The 21758-nt window shown below is 43.8% G+C and carries 14 protein-coding genes and 1 pseudogene; 11 read left to right on the top strand and 4 right to left on the bottom strand.

Translation table 11 applies throughout. The features are described 5' to 3' along the window. Positions 1–6: 6 nt before the first annotated feature. On the top strand, positions 7–1353 hold the full coding sequence (locus NBH07_RS15660; RefSeq protein WP_008779158.1) for a glycoside hydrolase family protein: 1347 nt from the start codon (positions 7–9) through the stop codon (positions 1351–1353). Between the two features lie 44 nt (positions 1354–1397). Then, positions 1398–1754 (top strand): DUF6078 family protein, encoded by a 357-nt coding sequence (locus tag NBH07_RS15655; RefSeq protein WP_005859585.1) that lies wholly within the window; start codon positions 1398–1400, stop codon positions 1752–1754. Between the two features lie 105 nt (positions 1755–1859). Here NBH07_RS15655 and NBH07_RS15650 read toward each other — a convergent pair. After that, positions 1860–3579, bottom strand: a pseudogene (locus NBH07_RS15650) (PD-(D/E)XK nuclease domain-containing ATP-binding protein). A 360-nt stretch (positions 3580–3939) separates the two neighbouring features. Here NBH07_RS15650 and NBH07_RS15645 point away from each other — a divergent pair. The 9 genes from NBH07_RS15645 to NBH07_RS15605 all read left to right on the top strand — a co-directional run bounded on the left by NBH07_RS15645 (position 3940) and on the right by NBH07_RS15605 (position 16335). Continuing rightward, on the top strand, positions 3940–4356 hold the full coding sequence (locus NBH07_RS15645; RefSeq protein WP_005859592.1) for a hypothetical protein: 417 nt from the start codon (positions 3940–3942) through the stop codon (positions 4354–4356). Further along, the gene (locus tag NBH07_RS15640; protein WP_229045736.1) at positions 4353–5003 is read left to right on the top strand and encodes a hypothetical protein; all 651 of its coding nucleotides are present in this window, start codon (positions 4353–4355) and stop codon (positions 5001–5003) included. The genes NBH07_RS15645 and NBH07_RS15640 overlap by 4 nt, the downstream gene beginning before the upstream one ends. Before the next feature lie 3 nt (positions 5004–5006). Then, positions 5007–6644: a S8 family serine peptidase gene (locus NBH07_RS15635; RefSeq protein ID WP_009016855.1), complete on the top strand. Its 1638-nt coding sequence runs from the start codon at positions 5007–5009 to the stop codon at positions 6642–6644. A 348-nt stretch (positions 6645–6992) separates the two neighbouring features. Further along, positions 6993–10211 carry a carbamoyl-phosphate synthase (glutamine-hydrolyzing) large subunit gene (carB, locus tag NBH07_RS15630; RefSeq protein WP_009016854.1) on the top strand — a complete coding sequence of 1073 codons (3219 nt, stop codon included), beginning with the start codon at positions 6993–6995 and terminating at the stop codon, positions 10209–10211. Between the two features lie 77 nt (positions 10212–10288). Next, the gene (locus tag NBH07_RS15625; protein ID WP_039848535.1) at positions 10289–12349 is read left to right on the top strand and encodes a ligand-binding sensor domain-containing protein; all 2061 of its coding nucleotides are present in this window, start codon (positions 10289–10291) and stop codon (positions 12347–12349) included. A 254-nt stretch (positions 12350–12603) separates the two neighbouring features. Beyond that, positions 12604–12843: a hypothetical protein gene (locus NBH07_RS15620; protein WP_008779155.1), complete on the top strand. Its 240-nt coding sequence runs from the start codon at positions 12604–12606 to the stop codon at positions 12841–12843. 82 nt (positions 12844–12925) lie between these two features. Beyond that, on the top strand, positions 12926–13978 hold the full coding sequence (locus NBH07_RS15615) for a DUF4934 domain-containing protein (protein ID WP_229033860.1): 1053 nt from the start codon (positions 12926–12928) through the stop codon (positions 13976–13978). After that, entirely contained in the window at positions 13968–14561 is a 594-nt protein-coding gene (locus tag NBH07_RS15610) for a hypothetical protein (RefSeq protein ID WP_005859604.1), read from the top strand. Before NBH07_RS15615 ends, NBH07_RS15610 begins: the two co-directional genes overlap by 11 nt. A 397-nt stretch (positions 14562–14958) precedes the next feature. Beyond that, entirely contained in the window at positions 14959–16335 is a 1377-nt protein-coding gene (locus tag NBH07_RS15605) for an NAD(P)/FAD-dependent oxidoreductase (protein WP_008772856.1), read from the top strand. Between the two features lie 100 nt (positions 16336–16435). On the opposite strand, the gene NBH07_RS15600 is transcribed toward NBH07_RS15605, so the two are convergent. The 3 genes from NBH07_RS15600 to NBH07_RS15590 all read right to left on the bottom strand — a co-directional run bounded on the left by NBH07_RS15600 (position 16436) and on the right by NBH07_RS15590 (position 21753). Continuing rightward, positions 16436–19207 (bottom strand): FAD-binding and (Fe-S)-binding domain-containing protein, encoded by a 2772-nt coding sequence (locus NBH07_RS15600; RefSeq protein ID WP_009016852.1) that lies wholly within the window; start codon positions 19205–19207, stop codon positions 16436–16438. Positions 19208–19270: 63 nt separating this feature from the next. After that, positions 19271–20389, bottom strand: a complete 1119-nt coding sequence (locus tag NBH07_RS15595) for an ABC transporter substrate-binding protein (RefSeq protein ID WP_005867452.1) — start codon at positions 20387–20389, stop codon at positions 19271–19273. Further along, positions 20389–21753, bottom strand: a complete 1365-nt coding sequence (locus tag NBH07_RS15590; protein ID WP_005859612.1) for a DUF5074 domain-containing protein — start codon at positions 21751–21753, stop codon at positions 20389–20391. Before NBH07_RS15590 ends, NBH07_RS15595 begins: the two co-directional genes overlap by 1 nt. Between the last annotated feature and the right edge of the window lie 5 nt (positions 21754–21758).

The following is a 21758-nucleotide window of genomic DNA, read 5'->3' as shown; positions in this document are numbered from 1 at the left end:
AAACTTATGAGACACATAAATTATTTAGTATTGCTTCTGGTAGCTTGCTGCGTAGGTGCTTGCAGTTCCCCGAAAAATGATACGAAAGATGCTTATCCGATGTTCTGGACTTGGTTGGATTACCAGCCCGGAATGAATTTCGACTCCATCTGTACGATCATGAATGAGGCGGGGATAGACGGTGTCATGCTAAACGCCCCTACTCCGGATGATTATCGGGCCGCTATTCCCATCGCCCAGAAACATGGTATAGAGGTCTACGCTTGGTTATGGACGATGAATCCGGAACATGACCGAGACGCTATCTTAAAAGAACATCCCGAATGGTTCAGCGTAAACCGCAATGGACAAAGCTTGGCCGATACGACCGCTTACGTGGATTACTACAAATTTATGTGCCCCGCCTTACCCGAGGTACGGGAGTTTATCAAGAAGAAAATAGAGGCTTACTGCGAGGTAGAGGGTTTGAACGGTATCGCTATCGATTACAACCGTTTCGTGGATGTTATCCTGCCGACTACCCTTTGGCCGAAATACGGTATCGTGCAAGACCAAGAATATCCGCAATGGGATTTTGGTTATCACCCGGCCATGATCGAGAAGTTCAAGGCCGCTTACGGATATGATCCAAAAGAACAAGAAGATCCCTCGCAAGACGAGAAATGGCTCCAATTCCGTTGTGACCAGATTACCGAGGTCGCTAATATGATCGCCGACGTGGTTCACTCTTACGGCAAGAAAATGGCAGCCTCTCCTTTCCCTACGCCCAAGATGGCATCCAAAATGGTTCGTCAAGACTGGGGGAAATGGAATCTGGACATTGTCTTCCCCATGGTATACCATAACTTCTACACGGAAGATATTAGTTTTATCTCAGACTGTATGATAGAGGATGTCCGGGATAAGAACCCGAAAACCACGCTTTACTGCGGACTGATGGTAGCCGACGATATAGAGAATGCCATGGATGCCGCACTGAATCATGGGGCGGAAGGAATCTCTATCTTTACCGTATCCGCTTTGCGCACTCCGGAAAGCCGTGCGATGTTCAAGGCTTATGCAGATAGTGTTCGTGCGGTTCGTGCCGAGAACAATGGGGTGAATCCGGCTTTATCCAAGAGCACCAAAGTAACGAATCCTTTCGAGAGCATGGATATCTTGAATAGGATAAACGCAAAGATCAAAGAGCTCGCCAACGTGCCTATTCCGAATATCGCCGATTATAAATTGGTGAACGAAAAAGGTGCCACGAAATACTACGAGGTCAAAGAGCTGAACACAGGAAAGACATTCTGCGTAGACTTTTACTTCTACGGAGGTATTCTTTCCGGATGGAATGTTACGGTTAAATAAGTACTTGATAATAGCTATTTTTACGCGGCCTACCTCGTAAATTCATGAGGCAGGCCGCATGCGTAAACACCCCTATTCCAGAACGCCGAAACAAACAATCACCTTTAACGAGGAGACACCTCGCCTCATTGAAGGGAACTTGCCCTTATTACCGTCCGAACAAGAAAGTACGCTATGCTGCGGGATTCGTAAGCCTATTGGAGAGCTTGCCACACAAACAGATGCTCTCCGTTATCCCGGGACTCATGAGGCACTTCAGCCGGCGCACTTACTACCGTGTCCGCAAGGGAGAAAGGCCGCTCTCACCCTCCGAGCAACAGGTCGTATTGAATGCGCTTAAACGCTGTGGGGTGAAGGAACCAAAAGACTTCGACGCTTATTTCGAGGAGTACGACTGGTAAACCAAGGAAGAGAGGCTTGTGCCACTACCCATGTTACGGATGTGCCAATAGCATGGCACATCATTGGCACCACAAAGTACTATTAATAAAGCAATTGGGATAATATCACGGAGTCACCTCCCAGCATTTCCATCCTTTGTTGGCACAGATATATACAATGTAGGAACGGACATGATAGTGTGGGAACTTCACCTTGGTATCCTTGGCGTAGGCGAGCACTTGCGCCACGTCCTCGGGACGGGGATCGCTGAGCGCCAGCATGCGCTCCGCTTCTTTCGCTTTGAAATACTTGAATTCCGCCAACCGGTCGTCCTTGTAATAGTCCGTGCCGGGGATACCGGTCATCTCGAAATCGGAACGTCCCGCCGAATTGTTCTGCTCGATGGCGAACGTATAGCAGCTGCTCAGGTAACGGGAACAAAGCTCGAAGAAGGAGCAACGGATGAAATTCTCGTTGATCTTGTCGAACACCTGCGCAGGGAACTGACCGAGGTATTGCTCGAAGTAGTTTTGCACCAGCGGCTCAAAACGACGCTCCTCGGTGAAACGCTCGTAAGTGGGGACATAGCGTTGGGCATTTCCCTCGATATGATTCATCTCGTTGTAATAGTCCATGTAGATGCTGCGCATCGTGAGGTTGGGCAGCACCATGCGGTAATTACTCCGCAGCGTGGTCATGCCCAGATAAAAGAGGCTGACCGGATAGATGCTCTTGTCGAAGAATTTCCTCTTGTTGAACTTGCTGGACAGGTCGGAAACGTTATAGGACAACTCATCATCGATCACCAAGGCGTCCAGCATCTCCTTGGCGTTCTCAAGGGAAAGAGTCAGATGACGGATCCAACCGATATCCGTACGCAGGTTCTCATCCACCAGCTCACTAGGGATTCCACCTTTACGAACGGCGAATTTCTTGAAGAAATAGGTCAGGATCGTGGAATTGAACAAGGGTTCGGCCTCCGGCAAGAAGCGATAACCATCGTAATTATTCACGATCAATTGCCAAACATCATCGAACCGATCCTGCCCCTCCGTATAGGTATCCAGCACGTAACGCAAGTAGACCTCCGCTTCCTTATACGTGAAGCCCAGCATACTCAGGAATTCCGGTTCCAAGGTCAGGATCTCCGCTATATTATATCCGCTTGTCAAGTCATCCATCGTAACGGGAAGAACCCCCGTGCAGAAACAGGTACAGATACTCCCCTCGCCAATACCCGCCTTGATCACCTTGAAGAAGGTGCGCAGGAAACTGTCCTTCGTGGTTACCTGCTCATAGAGCGGATCCTTGTAGGCCGTCAATAGCTGATTGGTGAAATTATCGTACTCATCGATCAGCACATACACTTTTGGCAATCCATGCTCGCGGGCGTACCCCAAAGCTTCCTCAAGCATCTTGGAAGCATCACCACGGCTAGAGAACCGGAAGTCCTTAAAACAAGTCCCGGTTATGCGTCACCATGATCTCCACCGCAGAACAATTCAGGTCATTGAAATTCCGTTCCAACCCCTCCATGTCATCAGCCATCACCATCTTGGAGAAATCATAGCGCACGACCATATACCGATTATGTTCCTCCGTCGGGTGCTCACCGATCCAAGTCCTGCCGAACAGCTCCTCGAACCGATCGGCCTTGGTGCGGTCATAGTAACACGCCAAGGTAGAGATAAGCAAACTCTTGCCGAAACGCCGGGGACGGAGGAAAACAGGAGCGTTATAATCTTCCAAGCTCGGGATGAAATCGGTCTTATCCACATAATAATAACCACGTTCCCGTAAATCTACGAAATCCGCTACCGCATAAGGAATCGTTATCCGTGCCATAAGCTTTCTTTTTTCAGATTAGTCGCACAAAGATAAAAATAAAAAGTGAGATAAAGTTATATCCTTCACGAGGCAGGCTAGGCGAAACTATAATTCTGAATATTCACTTCTAGTTGAATCTAGGACCTAAAATATTCTATATTTTTTCTTGCACGCTTAATTTTTTTTGATAACTTGTGCACATACTAGAACGTAGATAACGTTTATCATTCTGCTTACAGGTCGCTTTTCGTATAGCTATATTGCAATATAGCAAACGAAAATGAAAAAAACCGGTATAATCACTTATCCGGTCCCTCTCAATTAATTCATCAGTTACATGACTATCCAATAAATTTGTTTAACTTAAAATTCAACTATATGCAAAAACTAAAAACAAAAATAACAGGACTTGCATTTTTCTTAGTCATAGTATGTATAAGCTGTGATAAAGATGATAGGCTGGTCGGCTTTGTAAGCATGATTGCGCTCGAAAATAATAATATCTGTCTTGTAGCAATTCATGAAGGTCCGAAGCTTGGTGTAACCGGCTTGAATTTCTCGAATGCCATACAACTGTATATCCCCGATAATCGTACAGTTAAGCTTGCCTATACAATAAAATTCAATTGTAGAGCTTATGATCCAGCCATAGATGGTGTGATATTGGATGCTTTTACCATACCTCACCCTTCGGAATCTTATGACCCACGGGACCCAAACTCTGAATATCTTTCGAACAAAGTCCCTATGTATATTGCTGAAAATGTTGAAATAATTAAATACGAACTGGAATGAAAACAAATAATTTGATATATCTTTTAGTGATTGTGCTTTTGTCTTCAATACATTGCGATGTTAATGCGCAATATTATTGGTCACAAAATAGGAAAATCGCTTTAACCCCAGACTCATCACACCTTGTGTTGAATATAGAAGCCGATTTAATCCGAACTCCAATGCTAAGTTCGGATTATAAGGGATTTAATGAAATATCGCCGAACATCATTGTAAAAGAAAATAAATCCAATATCTTTTCTGAAAATGATTTTAAAGCATACGAGTCGGATCCTTTAGTGAAAAGAGCTTCTCCTGCTTATTTAGTAAATGGAACAGATACATTGTATGTAACTAATCATATACTGCTTAAGCCTAAAAATGGCGTAAGTATTGATTCTATATTAGCAGGTATGAATGAGATAGTAGAAGTTGTTGATCAAACTAAATATGGGGTTTACACATTATCCGTGAATCAAGGGTTTGATGTTTTAACTTATGCCAATATAATATATGAGAATGGTTTGGTCGATTTTTGTCATCCTGACTTTATAATGAGAATAACTCAATTTCTGAATGACCCTCTTTATAGCGAACAATATTATTTAAATAATACGGGACAATTAGGTGGGACGTGGAATATCGATATTAATGCTCCTGAAGCCTAGAGTATGACAAAAGGTAGTTCTTCGATAAAAGTGGCTGTTATCGATCAAGGTGTGGCAGGGCATGAGGATCTGGGTGATAGACTTTTGCCGGGTTTTACGCCGGGTTTAGCCAATGGGAATGGAGCACCAGTCTCAAATAATCCACATGGAGAATGCTGCGCTGGTATTATTGGAGCTTCTCATAACAATTTAGGTATAGCAGGGATTGCCCCTCTAGTGAAAATAGTCCCTGTTAATATATTTTATAGTCAATCTAGTTCTAATATTGCAGCTGCGATAAATTATGCGTGGGATGATGCTGAAGCAGATGTTATTAGTAACTCTTGGGGTGGTTCTGTAGCTGATGCAATTACCTCAGCCATAAATAATGCTAGAACGAATGGACGCGGTGGACTGGGATGTGTAGTTGTTTTTGCAGCAGGAAATTCTGGTTCCTCTGTTTCGTTTCCCGCAACTGTTAATGGGGTTATCGCAGTTGGCGCAGTTGATAAAAATGGTGCTTTGTGTTCTTATAGTGCAAGAGGTTCAGAAATTAATCTGGTTGCACCTTCTGGTGCCTTGGATTATACAGGGGATATTCGCACATTGGATTTAATGGGGAGTGCCGGGCTTTACCCCGGAAATTATCTCTCTACTTTTGGAGGAACCTCAGCGAGTTGCCCTCAAGTTTCAGGCGTTGCAGCACTCCTACTATCTATTAATCCAAAATTGACAGAAGCTGAAGTTCGAAATATACATGGACACTCTGCCAGAAAAATTGGATCTTATTCTTACTCAACAGTTTCAGGACATCCATTTGGAACTTGGAATGCCAATATGGGATATGGTTTGCTTGATGCAGAGGCGGCTGTCCGAGAAGTATATCCCCAAATATCCGGCGATAATTTAGTGCCATGTACCGGAAATAAAACCTACACGTTAAATCGTAATTATAAGGGGAATTGGACATTAGGAACCAGTGGCCTACAAATTGTAAGTGGAGGACAGAATAGTAATTCAATCACGGTTCGGGCTATCTCTAATCCGGGAGGAACAATGAGTGGTACGATTTATGCGAATGTGGTACTTCCTAATGGCTCTTCAGTTTCTGTAGCGAAAACTGTTTCTATCGGTGCCCCATCCATAACTTCCGTGTCCGGTCCGGATCAAGTAGGGGCTGGTGGTAGTGCATCTTTTACGGCTAGCCCTATATTTATGGAAGACGAAGGGAATTATCAATGGATGGTCAGTCCAAACACGGCTAGCATGTCTGCCTATCGGTATTCAAACAGTGTTACCTTCTCCGCACCAGGAACTTATATTGTGGGCTGTCGTTCAACCAGCACTTGTGGAACACCCGGGTCTTATGTGATAAAAACAGTATCTGTTACGGGATATTATTATTCTGTTTCAACTTCCTCATCCACTCATATGGTTAATATTTCAAAAGAAACTCAAATCCAAGATCAATTCAGTGTTATGTTAGAGACTAGGCCAACCTATACTCTATATAACCAATCAACCGGAGCATTAGTAAGGGAGGGGACATTCTTGAGAGAAGGAGATCTCTTAGATTTTAATACATTACCTTCGGGCATCTATGTATTAAGACTCCAAATAGGCAATGATACTTATGAAACACATAAGATTGTTTTTAAATAATGGATGTGTTAAGCTGGATTTAGAGGCTGTTAAACACAGACAATACTATTTCAGCATAGATTTTCGCATTTAAGCTTTGTTCTTTCAGACATAATCCATACCTTTGCCGAAATTTTGAAGAGAGAGCAGATGACAAACAAGACACATAAGGATAATCCGAAGTTCTATTCCGGTTATATGTCGGAGGTTGAGGCTCTTTTCTCTATTTTACGGGATTATAATTTGGTTATATAAGATGCGTTGGTTACTTTTACTAACGCATTTTTTTTGTGTCCAGCGGTCCGGTGATATAATATAAAGGTATAATATTCTAAAATCATTATAATAAACAAAACAACCCAAATTACTATGTCGAAAAGTGATATCAAAAAGGTGATTGTTCTGGGCTCGGGTGCCCTGAAGATCGGACAGGCCGGGGAGTTTGACTACTCTGGTTCGCAAGCGTTAAAGGCTCTGAAAGAAGAAGGGATCAGTACCGTATTGCTAAATCCGAATATCGCGACTATCCAAACATCCGAGGGAGTAGCCGATAAGGTATATTTCTTGCCTATCACTCCTTACTTCGTTGAGGAAGTTATCAAAAAAGAACAACCGGACGGAATCCTATTGGCGTTTGGCGGCCAGACCGCTTTGAACTGCGGTACTCAACTTTACACCAGCGGCACGTTGGCTAAATATGGCGTGAAAGTATTGGGTACATCCGTTGAGGCTATCATGTACACCGAGGACCGTGACCTATTTGTTAAGAAACTGAACGAGATAGAAGTGAAGACCCCGATCAGCCAAGCCGTAGAAAGCATGGACGACGCCGTGGCTGCCGCTTACAAGATCGGTTTCCCCGTAATGATCCGTTCCGCTTACGCATTAGGTGGTATGGGCAGTGGTATCTGCAAGGACGAGGCCGAGCTTCGCACCTTGGCGGAAAGCGCTTTCGCTTACTCATCCCAGATCTTGGTCGAGGAATCTTTGAAGGGTTGGAAAGAGATCGAGTTCGAGGTGATCCGCGACAAGAACGACCATTGCTTCACGGTAGTGAGCATGGAGAACGTTGACCCGCTAGGCGTACACACCGGCGAGAGTATCGTAGTGGCTCCGACTTGCTCCTTGACCGAGAAAGAATTAGACCTGTTGAAGGAACTTTCTACCAAGACGATCCGCCACTTAGGTATCGTGGGTGAATGTAATATCCAATACGCTTTCAACTCCGAGACTTGCGATTACCGCGTGATCGAGGTGAACGCTCGTTTGAGCCGTTCTTCCGCCTTGGCATCCAAGGCCAGCGGTTATCCATTGGCTTTCGTCGCCGCTAAGTTGGCGTTGGGCTACGGATTGGACGAGATCGGCGAGATGGGTACCCCGAACTCCGCGTACAAAGCGCCGGAGGTAGATTATATGATCGTGAAGATCCCGCGTTGGGACTTGACGAAGTTCGTGGGTGTCAGCCGCCAGATCGGTTCCAGCATGAAATCCGTCGGCGAGATCATGTCGATCGGTAAGAGCTTCGAGGAGATCATGCAGAAGGGTCTTCGTATGATCGGACAAGGAATGCATGGTTTCGTAGGTAACAACGATATCCACTTCGATAACTTGGACGAGGAGTTGGCGAACCCTACCGACTTGCGTATCTTCGCCGTGGCGCAAGCCTTGGAACAAGGATATAGCGTAGACAAGATCCATGAGTTGTCAAAGATCACACGCTGGTTCTTGGAAGGCTTGAAGAATATCGTGGATTACGCCAACGTATTGAAAGGCTACAACAAGATCGAGGATCTTCCGGAGGATGTATTGAAAGAGGCTAAACGCCTTGGTTTCTCAGACTTCCAGATCGCTCGTTACGTAGAGAGCCCGGAAGGCAATATGGAGAAAGAGAATATCCGCGTACGCAACTTGCGTAAGAAAATGGGCATTCTCCCTACCGTGAAACGTATCAACACGATCGCTTCCGAACATCCGGAATTGACCAACTATCTATATATGACTTACGACGGTACGCCGCACGACATCACCTACTACCCGAATGAGAAGAGCGTGATTATCTTGGGCTCCGGAGCTTACCGTATCGGCTCGTCCGTTGAGTTCGACTGGTGTTCGGTGAATGCCGCCCAGACCGCTCGTAAGCTAGGTTATAAATCGATCATGATTAACTATAACCCGGAGACCGTATCTACCGACTACGATATGTGCGACCGTCTTTACTTCGACGAGCTTTCATTCGAGCGCGTGCTAGACGTGATCGATCTGGAATTGCCGAAGGGCGTAATCGTCTCCGTAGGTGGACAGATCCCGAACAACTTGGCGATGAAACTCTACCGCCAGAATGTTCCGGTATTGGGTACTTCCCCGCTATCAATCGACCGTGCCGAGAACCGTCATAAATTCTCCGCGATGTTGGATTCGCTAGGTATCGACCAACCTCGTTGGGCAGAGCTTACCAGCATGGAAGAGATCGACGCGTTTATCGAGAAAGTAGGTTTCCCGATCTTGATCCGTCCGTCTTACGTATTGTCCGGTGCGGCGATGAACGTTTGCCATACGAAAGAGCAGATGATTGAGTTCTTGGATTTGGCCGCTAAGGTTTCCAAGGAATATCCGGTGGTCGTATCCGAGTTTATGCAAGGAACGAAAGAGATCGAGTTCGACGCTGTCGCTATGAATGGCGAGGTGGTTGAGTATGCGATCTCCGAGCATATCGAGTTCGCCGGTGTTCACTCCGGTGACGCTACCTTGGTGTTCCCGGCTCAGAAGATTTACTTCGAGACAGCCCGTCGTATCAAGAAAGTAAGCAAGATGATCGCGAAGGAGTTAAACATCAGCGGTCCGTTCAATATCCAGTTCTTGGCGAAGAATAACTTCGTGAAAGTAATCGAATGTAACTTACGTGCCTCACGTAGTTTCCCGTTTGTATCTAAAGTATTGAAACGCAACTTTATCGAGACGGCTACCCGCATCATGCTGGACGCTCCGTATACGAAACCGGATAAGAGCGCATTCGATATCGACTGGATCGGTATCAAGGCTTCCCAGTTCTCATTCGCCCGTTTGCACAAGGCAGACCCCGTATTAGGTGTGGACATGAGCTCCACCGGCGAGGTAGGTTGTATCGGCGACGATTTCAACGAGGCTTTGCTTTCCGCCATGATCGCCGTAGGCAACAGTATTCCTAAGAAGAACATTTTAGTTTCTTCCGGCGCAGCTAAGAGCAAGGTCGATTTATTGGAGCCTTGTCGCATGCTGGATACCAAGGGTTACACGATCTATGGTACGCACGGAACCGCCAAGTTCCTGAACGACAACGGAATCAAGGCAACCGCAGTTTGCTGGCCGGATGAGGAAGGTGATTTGAACATCATGGATATGTTCAGCAATCACGCTTTCGAATTGGTAGTAAATATCCCGAAAGATCATAGCAAACGTGAGTTGACCAATGGCTATAAGATCCGCCGTGCGGCGATCGATCATAACATTCCATTGATCACGAACGCCCGTCTGGCCAGCGCCTTTATCGACGCTTTCTGCAATATGAACGTAGAAGATATTCAGATTAAGAGCTGGCAGGAGTACAAATAATCAAAATTTGATTATATTTGCATGCGTGTAATAGAAAGAGACAAGGCTTTATGCCTTGTCTCTATAGTTTAAAGACCATGTACAGACGGCTACCTTTTATCATATTATTATCTATACTGGCGGTTTTCGCCTTGCGTGCGTCTGTGGTCGCTCCCTCTATCCTCGTACAAAATTATTCCGTAGACGATTACAAGGCTAGTTGCCAAAATTGGGATTTAGCGGTTTCCTATCATGGCATCTTATATGTAGCTAATAATTCCGGTCTGGTTACTTTTGACGGGAATACATGGAACACATATCCATTACCGGATAAAACCCCTATTTATAAAGTATCTTTCCAGAACGATTCTATCTATACCCAAGGCAAATCATCGTTAGGCTATTGGCTATACGACAAACTCGGGAATCTGGAATACCATCCGATCGATACGCTCCCGTCATATATAAATTTCGATGATCCCGAGACGAATTACACGATCCCGAAAGAAATCGAGGAGAAGCACCCAACTTCCTTCGCTAGCGCCGGAGGTCTCAATTTCACGGGAACATCTACGTCCGGTATTTATATCACCAACGACGAAGGGGAGATCTTTCAACATCTCAACATCAATAATCAGTTACAAGATAATATCGTACGCTCCATCTGCGTACAGGATAATAATTTAATCTGGGTCGCCTTGGATAATGGTATCTCCCAAATAGATATCAATCCTCCCATCGCCATGTTAGGTAAAAGAAGCCAGATCGGAAAGTTGGAAGACGCTGTAAAAGAGGATAACCGCCTCTATATCCGGACCAATGTCGGCTACTTCAGCCGGAGCCTGATGTTTGGTGATAAGTTTACCCCGATATCCGATGAGATCGGACGTTCATATATCCATCCGGATACGACCGATAATCATTTATCGGTAAGCTCTTTATTTAAGAATAAAGACGTATTGAGCGTATTCGCCAACGCAGAAAGTATTTACCCGGTTCCAGACAATTTGTATTGGCTCACGATCCAGAATGAGGCCGGACTCTTCCATCGGGAAAACGGTACAGGAACTTTAAAATGCCGGATCCTATTCGATAATTACGATCTGAATCTGGTAACCAATGGCAAACGGATCATCCCCTTGAATGATTCTCTTGATTTGGTATCTGCCATGCAAGGAACCCTATTAATCAACACTCGTCAATTAATAGAGGGAAGCCTAGGAGGATTGACGATGCCACGGTTTATGCGCATCGAGTATCAAGATCAAGAAGGTACACATTATTTATATCCGGACACGCAAAGAATCGACCTGCCCCATAACTTCCAAGAACTCTCGCTATACATCGGAACAACGGTATTCACCCCTAATCACCAAATCTGTTATAAGCTGGAAGGGGTATCCGCCGATTGGTCTTCTTGGCAGAAAGACGGCAAAATTACCTTCTTACAACTTCCGGAAGGAACTTATGAGCTAAGGGTACGTAAATATGTAACCCGTGGGCCGTTTCCCGAGATCACGATGCAAATCACGGTGCGCCCTCCTTGGTATAATACCGTATGGGCCTATTTGATCTACGTCGCTTTGATATGGTTCGCCATTCAAGAAGGACTTCGGTACCATTTAAGGAATTTGCGGAAAAAAGAACAAGAAAAGCTGGAGGCAGAGCGACAAGCCGAACTGCAAAGGCTTCAACAAATGAAAAGCGAGATGCTGGAAACGGAGTTGCAAAACAAAAACAATGAGCTTACTCTCCAGACAACAGCTTTGGTAAAAAGAAACGAGGCAATCCAAGCTTTGTTGGAAGAACTGGATAAGCAGAAAGAGACATTGGGTGACCGATACCCCAATAAGTTATATACCCGTTTACGTTCCTTGATCGAATCTACCTTGAACGATCAAGCGGATTGGGTGCAGTTCGAGACCTATTTCAATAGCGCCCACCAGAATTTCATGGATCGTTTACGCCAGCAATACGCAGATATAACGGCAGGCGATTTGCGTATTTGTTGCTTACTCCGCATGAACCTTTCCACGAAGGAGATCGCATCGTTAATGAATGTATCCGTACGGGCTATCGAGCTAAGAAGATACCGCTTAAGAAAGCGATTAGCCCTTGATGGGGATACGAATCTTGTCGATTTCCTGATGAACTACTAAAAATATTTTCCGAGAATCTCACCAGAACGCCCGACGGGTTGGTTATACGTCCTCCAATTGCACATGGCTACCGGAGGGGAAGAAAGCTACAAGATCGTATTGAAGTAAAAAATTCTTCCCGAAAATGATCTCTCGACAAACTCAACATCTAACATGAATAATTTATTCCGGGAAATTTTCACATGGAAATCATTACACTATCAATATATATATATTTGTATTCAAACTTTTGTTTCACTTAAATTTAATGATGTATGGGAAAGAGATTTTTTAAATTCACGGCGTTAATCAGTTTGATCTTTTTCGCTATAAACGTAGATGTTTTAGCAGAAGGTGACAGTGATGATCATGCTTGCCCGGATGGCGACCAAGGCCCAGTCATAAGCTGCGGCAGATATGAGGGGACTTGCTGGAATGTAGATTGGATAAGTGGTATTTATTATGTGCATTGTTATTTCTCAGGAATGCAAGAACATCATTGTTATCCAGATTAAAAAGCATGAAAAGTATCATCTATTATTTTTCGATGATATCCATATTTTTCTTTCTTGTACGGGATGGAAGGATAAGAAAAATATGGAATCAGATATCATCACCGTGAATTTGGACGAGCGAGACGAGATCTCCACTAAAGATCTATTTTCTGAGATCCAACTCATTCCGTTAGAGACAACGCCAGAATCGCTGATCCGTAATATAACCCAAATCAAGTTTTTTGAGGATCGATATTATATTCACGATTATTCGAGATCCCAAATCTTTGTTTTCGATAGGGAGGGACATTTCCAATTCGCGCTTAACGAGAAAGGAAACGGCCCGGGTGAGTATTTAAACTTAACAGATTTCGCGATCGATACGACCCGCAGGAACCTTGTAGTACTTTGCGCCGTCAGCAACGCTCTCTTTTTCTATGATCTAGGGGGCAAGTTCATCGAGAAAAAGAAACTTCCTGAAATAGCGGGGGCCTACAACAGCCTACAGTTCCAAAACAAGGATACGATAGCTTTCTTCACATACGATTACGACCATCGCTTGAAGTTTTATTCCCTATCAAGAAACGAGATACTCGATGAATATTTTCCTGAAGACATAAAAGATGTATTTTGTAGGGGTGTATTTCCATTTCCACACGCTTTTCGAAGGTCTTTGACTAATACGATTTATTCACTATCGGGAGCGACCTTTACAGAGCTTTATCGTTGGGATTTTGGTGATTTAAATAATGACATCGAAAAATTAGAATTCCATCCCAATATGAGCAAGCAAGAAATAATTCAATACGCGAAGGATGTCTATTCCTCTAAGAGCGTAAATTATATAATAGACTCTCAGGGACAAAACAGCAGATATCGATACGCCATGGTAGTCCGCCAAAACAAGTACATCCAACTGTTTTATAACAGGAAAAACCATGACTTGCTTCAATTCGAGCGAACCAAGGAGGGCTTGCAACTTTACCCGATCTACTTCGGAGAAGACTTCATCCTCTGTACTCCGGAAGGAGGGCTTCCATTAAATGATCTATTTCCCGAGAAGTTAAGAAATGAGGATCAGCAAAGAATTATTCAATCACATTCGGAACAAGAGAATCCTGTCTTAGTAAAATATGTTTTCAAAAATGAAGGTTAACGAGAATACAATTTATATTTTCCTTTTGGGGATACTGGCAGGCATAATTTGTATGCAATGCGTGAATCATTTTAGAAAATCCCCGAAGGATGTGTATGTTGACAATTTTGAATACGAGAAAGAAAGTCTGGGTATCCTTAAAAGAGAAGAACTAAAAAATGAACACTATGAATGCCTTGATCAAATAGCCTATTGGGGAACAGACTCTCTAGATTCTTTCTCCTTAAGTAATTTATGTAATGATAAAAAATTATTCTTTTGTTTTTCAGAGAAAACATGTCCTCCTTGTATCGATGCAGTTGTCGATATAATGAACGAGGTTTTTACAGACGAGGAAATAAAAACAAAAATAGTTTTCGTATCGCCTGATTATCCTGCTCGATTAAGAAACGATTGCTATGGGAAAAAACTATTGAGCTTACATAATAAGAATTTAGGGCTACCTATGGAACTAGAAGATTCTTTCGCTCCTTTCTTATTCATTATGGATAAAGATTTATGTGTTAAATATTTACATATTCACAATAAACCACTCCCACGACTTACTTTAATTTATCTGGAAGAGATAAAAAAAATGTGGTAGATCTTATTGCGGTTGATCGTACGATATTAAGCCGCAGGCTGTTAACGAGGATGGGAAGGAGGATTTGATCATCGTCGGAAGCTTTGAGGAAGCGGAAGGAATGATCGAAGAAAGAATCGTGTTGGAATTGGAGGATGTGCCAGCGTATCTCTGGCTTCCGGATCGCATCACTTTAGAATCTCGCAAAAAGTGAGTCTTATATAATTTTAATCTATTTGACATATAATATACTATATAACAGCATAGTATATATATACAAAAGGAGCTTGAGAAAGTCTTGTAGTAGTCTTATCCAATAAAAAAATCATTTGCGCAAGTCGTGTAGTAGTCATTTTCATGGCTACCGTAATTTATTATGTTTCCTTTGCCGGCGAATAAAATCTTAAATTCTTTCGACATGATGAAACACGAACTGGAGAAACAATTAGATGCGCTAGAAAAGAAAGGTGTCGACAGACGACATTTCTTTAAGTTATTAGCGGCGACAGGACTGATCGCGGGAGTTAATACCGGAAAAGCAAACGCTTTTTCAAGCAGCGCAAAAGGTAAAATCGTTATTATCGGTGGAGGAGCCGCTGGTATCAGTATGGCTGCCCGATTAAAACATTGGCTTGATGAACCGGATATCACCCTGATTGACCCCAGCGATCGTCAGTTTTATCAACCGGGATTCACTCTGATCGCCTCAGGTGTGTACCAACCGGAAGATGTTTGGAAGAAGCAAGAGGATTGTATGCCTAGCGGTATAAAATGGATAAAGGACTCGGTCGCCGCGGTTGATCCCGTATGGAATCAAGTAACGACCAAAAGTAACGGAAAGATTCCATACGACTTTTTAGTACTGACCCCGGGATTACAATGTAACTGGGAAAAAGTAGAGGGTATTACCCACGATACCTTGGGACAAGGAAACGCAAACTCTATTTACGATTTCGAAGGAGCCCAAAAGACATGGAAAGCTCTTCAAGAATTCGCGAAAAAAGGAGGCAAAGGTATTTATACCGATACCTATACAAAACATAAATGTGGCGGCGCCCCCAAAAAGATCTGTTTATTATCCGAGCATTACGCAAGGAAACAAGGGACACGCGACAAACTGCAATTGAATTATTTTACCGCATCGAAGGAACTATACGATATCCCGTATTTCACACCTCGCTTGCTAGAAATATATAATGAACGTAACATACCTATTAACTTGAATGTACGTGTAAAAGGTGTAGACACATCCGCGAAGCAAGTACATTTTGAGAAGATAGAGACAAAAGGCGAAGAAAAGATCGTAACGCCGTTCGTAGAGGATTACGATTTCTTACACTTCACCCCGCCTATGTCCGCTCCTGATTTCGTTCGTGATGCCGGATTAGGTTGGACAGAAGGTAAATTGGCCGCGGACGCATGGGTAATGGTCGATAAAGAGACCTTGGTACATAAGAAATACCAGAACATCGTTTCTCTGGGTGATGTAGCCGGTATCCCGACCAGTAAAACATCTGCCGCTATCCGTAAGCAAGTACCTATCGCCGCCAAGAACCTGATCGCGCTCATGGAAGGCAAAGAGCCGACCGAGAAATACAACGGTTATGCCGCTTGCCCGATCGTCACGGATTACGGTCATGTGTTGCTTTGTGAGTTTGACTACGAAAAGAAACCAGACATTTCATTCCCATTCTCGATGATCGATACATCAAAAGAGCAATGGCTTGCTTGGATCTTAAAGGTATATATTTTAAAACCGATGTATTTCAACGGAATGCTTAACGGTTACGCATAATATGAATAAAAAAAATCTATGAAATAAAACTCCCTATAATTTCGAATGCCAAACTACAAAGCCCCGGGTTTCAGTTGTACGAAACCGGGGTTTTTGATTTTTAACGAGTAGCCTTTTCCACTAAATAGACGATCGATTTATAGGATATCCCACTATTCATCGTCAAACCGATCTCGCACGTACGGCTATTGCTATATCCTTCCGTCGCCCCATGCAAATTCGGTTTCAAGTAATGAAGACCGGAAGCGTTTAGTTCCGGATAGAAGAAACCACGATCGCCCGCCCAACCGCAACAAGTAACTTGAGAGGGAGAGACCACCCGGTTCGCGCATAAGCCCGCCAGTTCCACCAGCTTGTCTTGTACTCCCATCTTCGTTGTACTACAAGTAGAGTGTACCGCTACCGTAACCGGCAACTTAGTAAAGTTCAGACGATCACGCATAAAGTCATAGATAAACTCCACAGGTTCATATAATCGTAAACGTTTATCCAAGGTTTCCCTCATATGCAGCAAGCAAGGGCTCATGTCACACAAAATAGGCAAGCGACCGTTATCGCTCGCCCGCAAAAGAGCCTCATTCAATTCCTCCGCCTTCTGCGCCGCTTGCTTCCGGAACCCTTTACTGCTAAAAGCCATGCCGCAACAAAGCTTACTTAGATTCTCAGGATAACGAATCGTAAAGTCCGCTCTTGTCAATAAAGCGATTATTTGTTCCGTTACACTTACAAAATCCACATCTTCATAATCAGCTGAAGCTCCCATCGTACGGGTAATACAAGACGGGAAATAAACCATTTCCATCCCATTCTCTACACCCGTCAGTTCCTTGAACTTTGACGCGCCAGAAGGTGTATGCCGAGTCCAAAGCGGGAATTTATGAGCGGAAGCCCTAAACAAGAAAGAGGCAAATCTCTCGAATGCGTTATACCCCACCAGCTTTGAAAGCACATGGGGCAGCTTAAGCAAAGGACGAAGCATACCCGTTACGGTTCCCATATTCCCGGCGATGCCCGAAGCGATAGCATTCGCCAAGACACCATTCTCTTTCCACCGTAACTCTTTGATCAATAAACCGGTATTAATGCCAACCGGACATGCCGTAGCACATAGGCCATCGGTAGCGCAGGTAGCGTTACCTTTATAGTTAAAGGCTTTCTTGAGTTCTTTATATCGCTTAGAGTTTGTTTCCCCCTGTTCCGCCAAAGCCGATAATTCCCTATAGATCACGATACGTTGCCGGGGTGTCAATGTCACATGCCTTGACGGACATTGTATCTCACAAAAACCACACTCGATGCATTTATCGATCAGCTCATTCGCCAACGGTATTTGCTTTAAGTTCTTTATAAACACATCCGGGTCCCGATTTAAAAGGACACCCGGATTTAATATATTTTCCGGGTCAAAGAGCCTTTTGATCTTCCACATCAACTCATAAATCTCCTCACCCCATTCATCTTTAACAAATGGAGCCATATTTCGTCCCGTGCCATGCTCCGCTTTCAAGCTACCGTCGTAGTAAAGTACCACATCTACAAGGCTACGCATAAAAGAAGCGTAATGATCGATACCTTCCTGTGCGTTTATATCCGGAAAAATCGTGAAATGAACGTTTCCATCCAATAAATGTCCCCACATCACCGCATTTCCGTATCCATAATCCGACAAGACCCCACGCACTTGTTCCAAAGCCTCTCCTAAAACCTCTTCCCGGAAAGCGATATCTTCAATAATAGATACCGTACCCCGTGGCCGTCTTCCCGCAGCGGAAGTAAATAAACCGTTTCGTACCCGCCAATAAGTAGCGTAAAGCTTCGGATCGGTCGTAAATGATACCGGATATAAGGTCTGTATATCTGCTAGCCGCTCCTCTATATCCCGGAATTGGATTTGAAGTTCTTCTTCCGAATTAGAAGACGTGTCGATCAGCAACGCTACCGCATCCTCGGGTAAAGAATGTAATATCTCCGGCATCCCCGGTTCATCCTCTACCGCATGTAAGGCGTTTCTATCCATCAACTCGGCGGCGGACACTTTGCATTGGCGTAACGGGGCTATGGCTCTGCACGCCTCCATCAAAGAGGGGAAATAAATCAAGGCGGAAGCTTTTAAAGCCTCATCGGGGACTGTCTCGAAAGTAACCGAAGAAATAAACCCTAAGGTTCCTTCCGAGCCAACCATTAAATGCATGAGTATATCGTATGGATCGGTATAATCCAAGAAAGAGTTCATTCCATAACCGCATGTATTCTTCAACTCATATTTAGATAGAATCCGGTCTTCCATGTCCGGATTCAACAAGATCTCCAAACGGAAATTCATCAACTTCTCCAATAAGCCTATATGCGTTTGCATGAAATCCCTGCGACTCGCTAACGAAGAAGTATCCAAAAAGGCTCCATCCGCAAAGATAATCTCCATATCCCGGACCGTATTATAGGAGTTATGGATAATACCATAGCTAGAACCACTCGAGTTATTCGCTACGATCCCGCCGATACGTGCGGATTTGATGGAGGCAGGGCTAGGCCCTAGCTTACGGCCATAAGGTTTCAACCAGCGGTTCGCCTCTTCTCCAGTTATACCACAAGGGAATTTAGCCAAACTCCCATCTCCTGAAATCTTAACCTTTCCATAGTCAGGACTGATTTCCATCAATACAGAATCTGTAATAGTCTGGCCGGATAAAGAGGTCCCCCCAGCTTTAAAGGTTACAGATTTACCAGTCTTCTCACATTCAGCAAGAACACGTTTTACATCTTGCTCACGACTCACGATTTCAACTCGTTTGGGATTCAACCTGTAAATCCCGGCATCTGTTCCCTTCGCTAATGTAGTTAAAGCATCAGCATATACCTTTTTTATCTTCATAGTCTAATACCTTTATTTGTCTAGAAACGACATTTCAACAAAGATATGAAACCTTTAAGACAATCAGGGCATTTCTCTAAAATAACGGGGAGAATACCCGAATACTAGCTCCGGATGGAAAATCCAGATTAAATCTTTCAATAAATATTCCGGATGTATAGGGAATTCCTCGTAATAAGGAACTGCACCTGTATTACAGGTATAAATCCGTTTTTTTTTAAAAGCGTCGAAATTCTCGTAAGGAGTATATTCGGAGCGTAAATCGTTATAGGTCATCTCAGAAGACTGATTATATTTAACAAGCCAAATATCCGCATGGATCGCTTTATCAAACACGGTCTCAAACGCTAAGGGGGTACTTCCGGCACCCGGTAAATCCTTAAACATATAATCAGCTCCGGCGTCCTCGATAAGATGAGCCATATAACTATCTCCGGATGGTACATACCACGAAGAGCCGAACTTTTTCTCCGACAAAACAGTAGGACGATTATCTATATTTGCGGTTAAGTCCTTTAGAGACAAATAGGCTTGCTCTGTTTCTTTAAATATAGAATCGGCCATCTCTTCCTTTCCGAATAGCAAACCATAAAAGCGAATCCACTCCGTACGCCCCAAAGGAAATGCCTCCATATAGTCGGCTCCTTCGATAATGGGTATCCCTATCTTCTCGACAGGCCCATAACTACTGTTCTGGAATGGGGAAGCTATCACGAGTTCCGCGCCGATCTCTATCATTTTCTCTATATTCGGAGAGGTAGCCTCACCTAAATCAGCGATTCTTCCGGCCTGTATACCCTCTTGTATGGCAGGAGTATCCATATAACGAGGCTCACAAACGCCTATAACCTTATCGGTTTCGTGCAGTTGATCAATAATAGCCGCATGGACAGAAGTATAAATCACAATATCTTTTACCGGGACCTTCACGATCGTCCCTTTGGGTAATCCGCCGGGAACCGACTTTGTCCGGTCTACCAATAAATAGCGTTGAAGCAGACGGGTGCTATCCCACGGATCACGAACTTCCACCATTATATAGGTATCAAAGCGCTGAACCGTGAAACCTTGGGCATATTGAATACTATCAGAGGAAAGAGCTTCCTTGGAAGAAGTTTGCTTTCCGGATGGCGTACATGCCACCATCCAGAAAGCGAACCCTAAGAGAATCAGTAATCGCATTAGATATTATCTTTTTGAGCGAGGACTACTTTCATGGGATTTAAACCGGCCTCAAACTTCTTGAACAATTTACCGTCACCTCCGAAACAATAGATATCGCCATTATTCTTATAATCAGACTCTGCGACATAGACATTTCCACCCACGGCACTGATTGAATAAGGGGATTGTATTGAGGTTCCATCTGTAATAAAGCTCGTTCCCGCAGATTGGCTCTTTGTATCAAATGTTAAAAATGCAGGGCTAGACATTCCCCATTGCGCATAGAACAGAAATAGCTTGCCATCCTCATAGGCCATCTCCGTTGCGTTTGGACAATTCGTAAGGGAAGTAACCTCATAAGTCTCCGTATTTATCTTTTGTACCGTATTGGGTATATCCGCATAGTTACCCATAGAAACCACATATACATTTCCTTGCTCATCCGCCTGTATCCGTGTGGGATTCAATACTACATCCAACTTCTTTATCTCTGTAAAAGTAGACAGATCAACCACTGATACCGTTTTATCATACCCAACCTCGGTACTGTAATCCATACCTCCGGAGTTTGAGACAAACAATTTATTAGAAGATACCGCCAATTGTTCCGGATTCCGTCCGACCTTTACTTTCGCCTCAACCTCCAAGGATGCGGTATCCAAACGAGCGACATATCCATTATAATAGCTAATATAGACTTTTCCACCCTCTGATACCATATAACGGGGCTGCCCCTCTGTCTTGACTTGCTTAATGGATTTTGCCTTCAGATCTGTCACTTCTATCGTAGACTCTCCATATACCGCGATATACATCTTATCGCCATACACGATCATATCCTGTGCCGTATCTCCCAGCCCCCTGCCATTTTGAGCCAAGAAATAATCGGGGACAACCTCATCCTTTTCTATGTCGTACATATATAAAGAAGAGTTGTTATTTCCCATATTGCCCGAATTCAAGAAATATAAAGCCATGAAAGAACTATCCTTCACAAAATCAATAACTCTTACGGAAGCATAAACAGAAGACTCACCTTCCGCATTTGCGGCTATAACTAATAAATAGCCTATATTTACGACATCCGTAATAGCATATGAATGTGTTCCAACTTCTACCTCCGCAATTTTCATATCTTTAGCGGTTCCATCAGAGGAACCATAAATCACGTACTTTGTTACATTGTCAACAGAAGACGGAGCTGTCCAATTTAAGGTTCCGCTAACTTTTAAAGCTTCCGGATTCTCATCCGTAAAACTGACATTAGTTACAGATACATTTGGTATGTTCAGTGAAGGCTCATTGTCATCATCACAGCTGACAAACGAGAAAGACATCAATGCACACAAGGCAGAGACACAAACTAAATTCTTCTTTTTCATTACTT

The sequence above is a fragment of the Parabacteroides sp. B2-S-102 genome (assembly GCF_023656665.1).
GTDB lineage: Bacteria > Bacteroidota > Bacteroidia > Bacteroidales > Tannerellaceae > Parabacteroides > Parabacteroides distasonis.
The sequence above is the reverse complement of the archived record's forward strand: the minus strand, read 5'-3'. Positions and strand labels throughout refer to the sequence as shown.

Excerpts from the sequence above, each read along its gene's own strand:
- NBH07_RS15645 (WP_005859592.1), top strand. The coding sequence starts at position 3,940 with ATGCAAAAACTAAAAACAAAAATAACAGGACTTGCATTTTTCTTAGTC.
- NBH07_RS15600 (WP_009016852.1), bottom strand. The coding sequence starts at position 19,207 with ATGAAGATAAAAAAGGTATATGCTGATGCTTTAACTACATTAGCGAAG.
- NBH07_RS15625 (WP_039848535.1), top strand. The coding sequence starts at position 10,289 with ATGTACAGACGGCTACCTTTTATCATATTATTATCTATACTGGCGGTT.
- NBH07_RS15615 (WP_229033860.1), top strand. The coding sequence starts at position 12,926 with ATGGAATCAGATATCATCACCGTGAATTTGGACGAGCGAGACGAGATC.
- carB (WP_009016854.1), top strand. The coding sequence starts at position 6,993 with ATGTCGAAAAGTGATATCAAAAAGGTGATTGTTCTGGGCTCGGGTGCC.
- NBH07_RS15590 (WP_005859612.1), bottom strand. The coding sequence starts at position 21,753 with ATGAAAAAGAAGAATTTAGTTTGTGTCTCTGCCTTGTGTGCATTGATG.
- NBH07_RS15605 (WP_008772856.1), top strand. The coding sequence starts at position 14,959 with ATGATGAAACACGAACTGGAGAAACAATTAGATGCGCTAGAAAAGAAA.
- NBH07_RS15635 (WP_009016855.1), top strand. The coding sequence starts at position 5,007 with ATGACAAAAGGTAGTTCTTCGATAAAAGTGGCTGTTATCGATCAAGGT.
- NBH07_RS15620 (WP_008779155.1), top strand. The coding sequence starts at position 12,604 with ATGGGAAAGAGATTTTTTAAATTCACGGCGTTAATCAGTTTGATCTTT.
- NBH07_RS15655 (WP_005859585.1), top strand. The coding sequence starts at position 1,398 with ATGAGGCAGGCCGCATGCGTAAACACCCCTATTCCAGAACGCCGAAAC.
- NBH07_RS15595 (WP_005867452.1), bottom strand. The coding sequence starts at position 20,389 with ATGCGATTACTGATTCTCTTAGGGTTCGCTTTCTGGATGGTGGCATGT.
- NBH07_RS15640 (WP_229045736.1), top strand. The coding sequence starts at position 4,353 with ATGAAAACAAATAATTTGATATATCTTTTAGTGATTGTGCTTTTGTCT.
- NBH07_RS15610 (WP_005859604.1), top strand. The coding sequence starts at position 13,968 with ATGAAGGTTAACGAGAATACAATTTATATTTTCCTTTTGGGGATACTG.
- NBH07_RS15660 (WP_008779158.1), top strand. The coding sequence starts at position 7 with ATGAGACACATAAATTATTTAGTATTGCTTCTGGTAGCTTGCTGCGTA.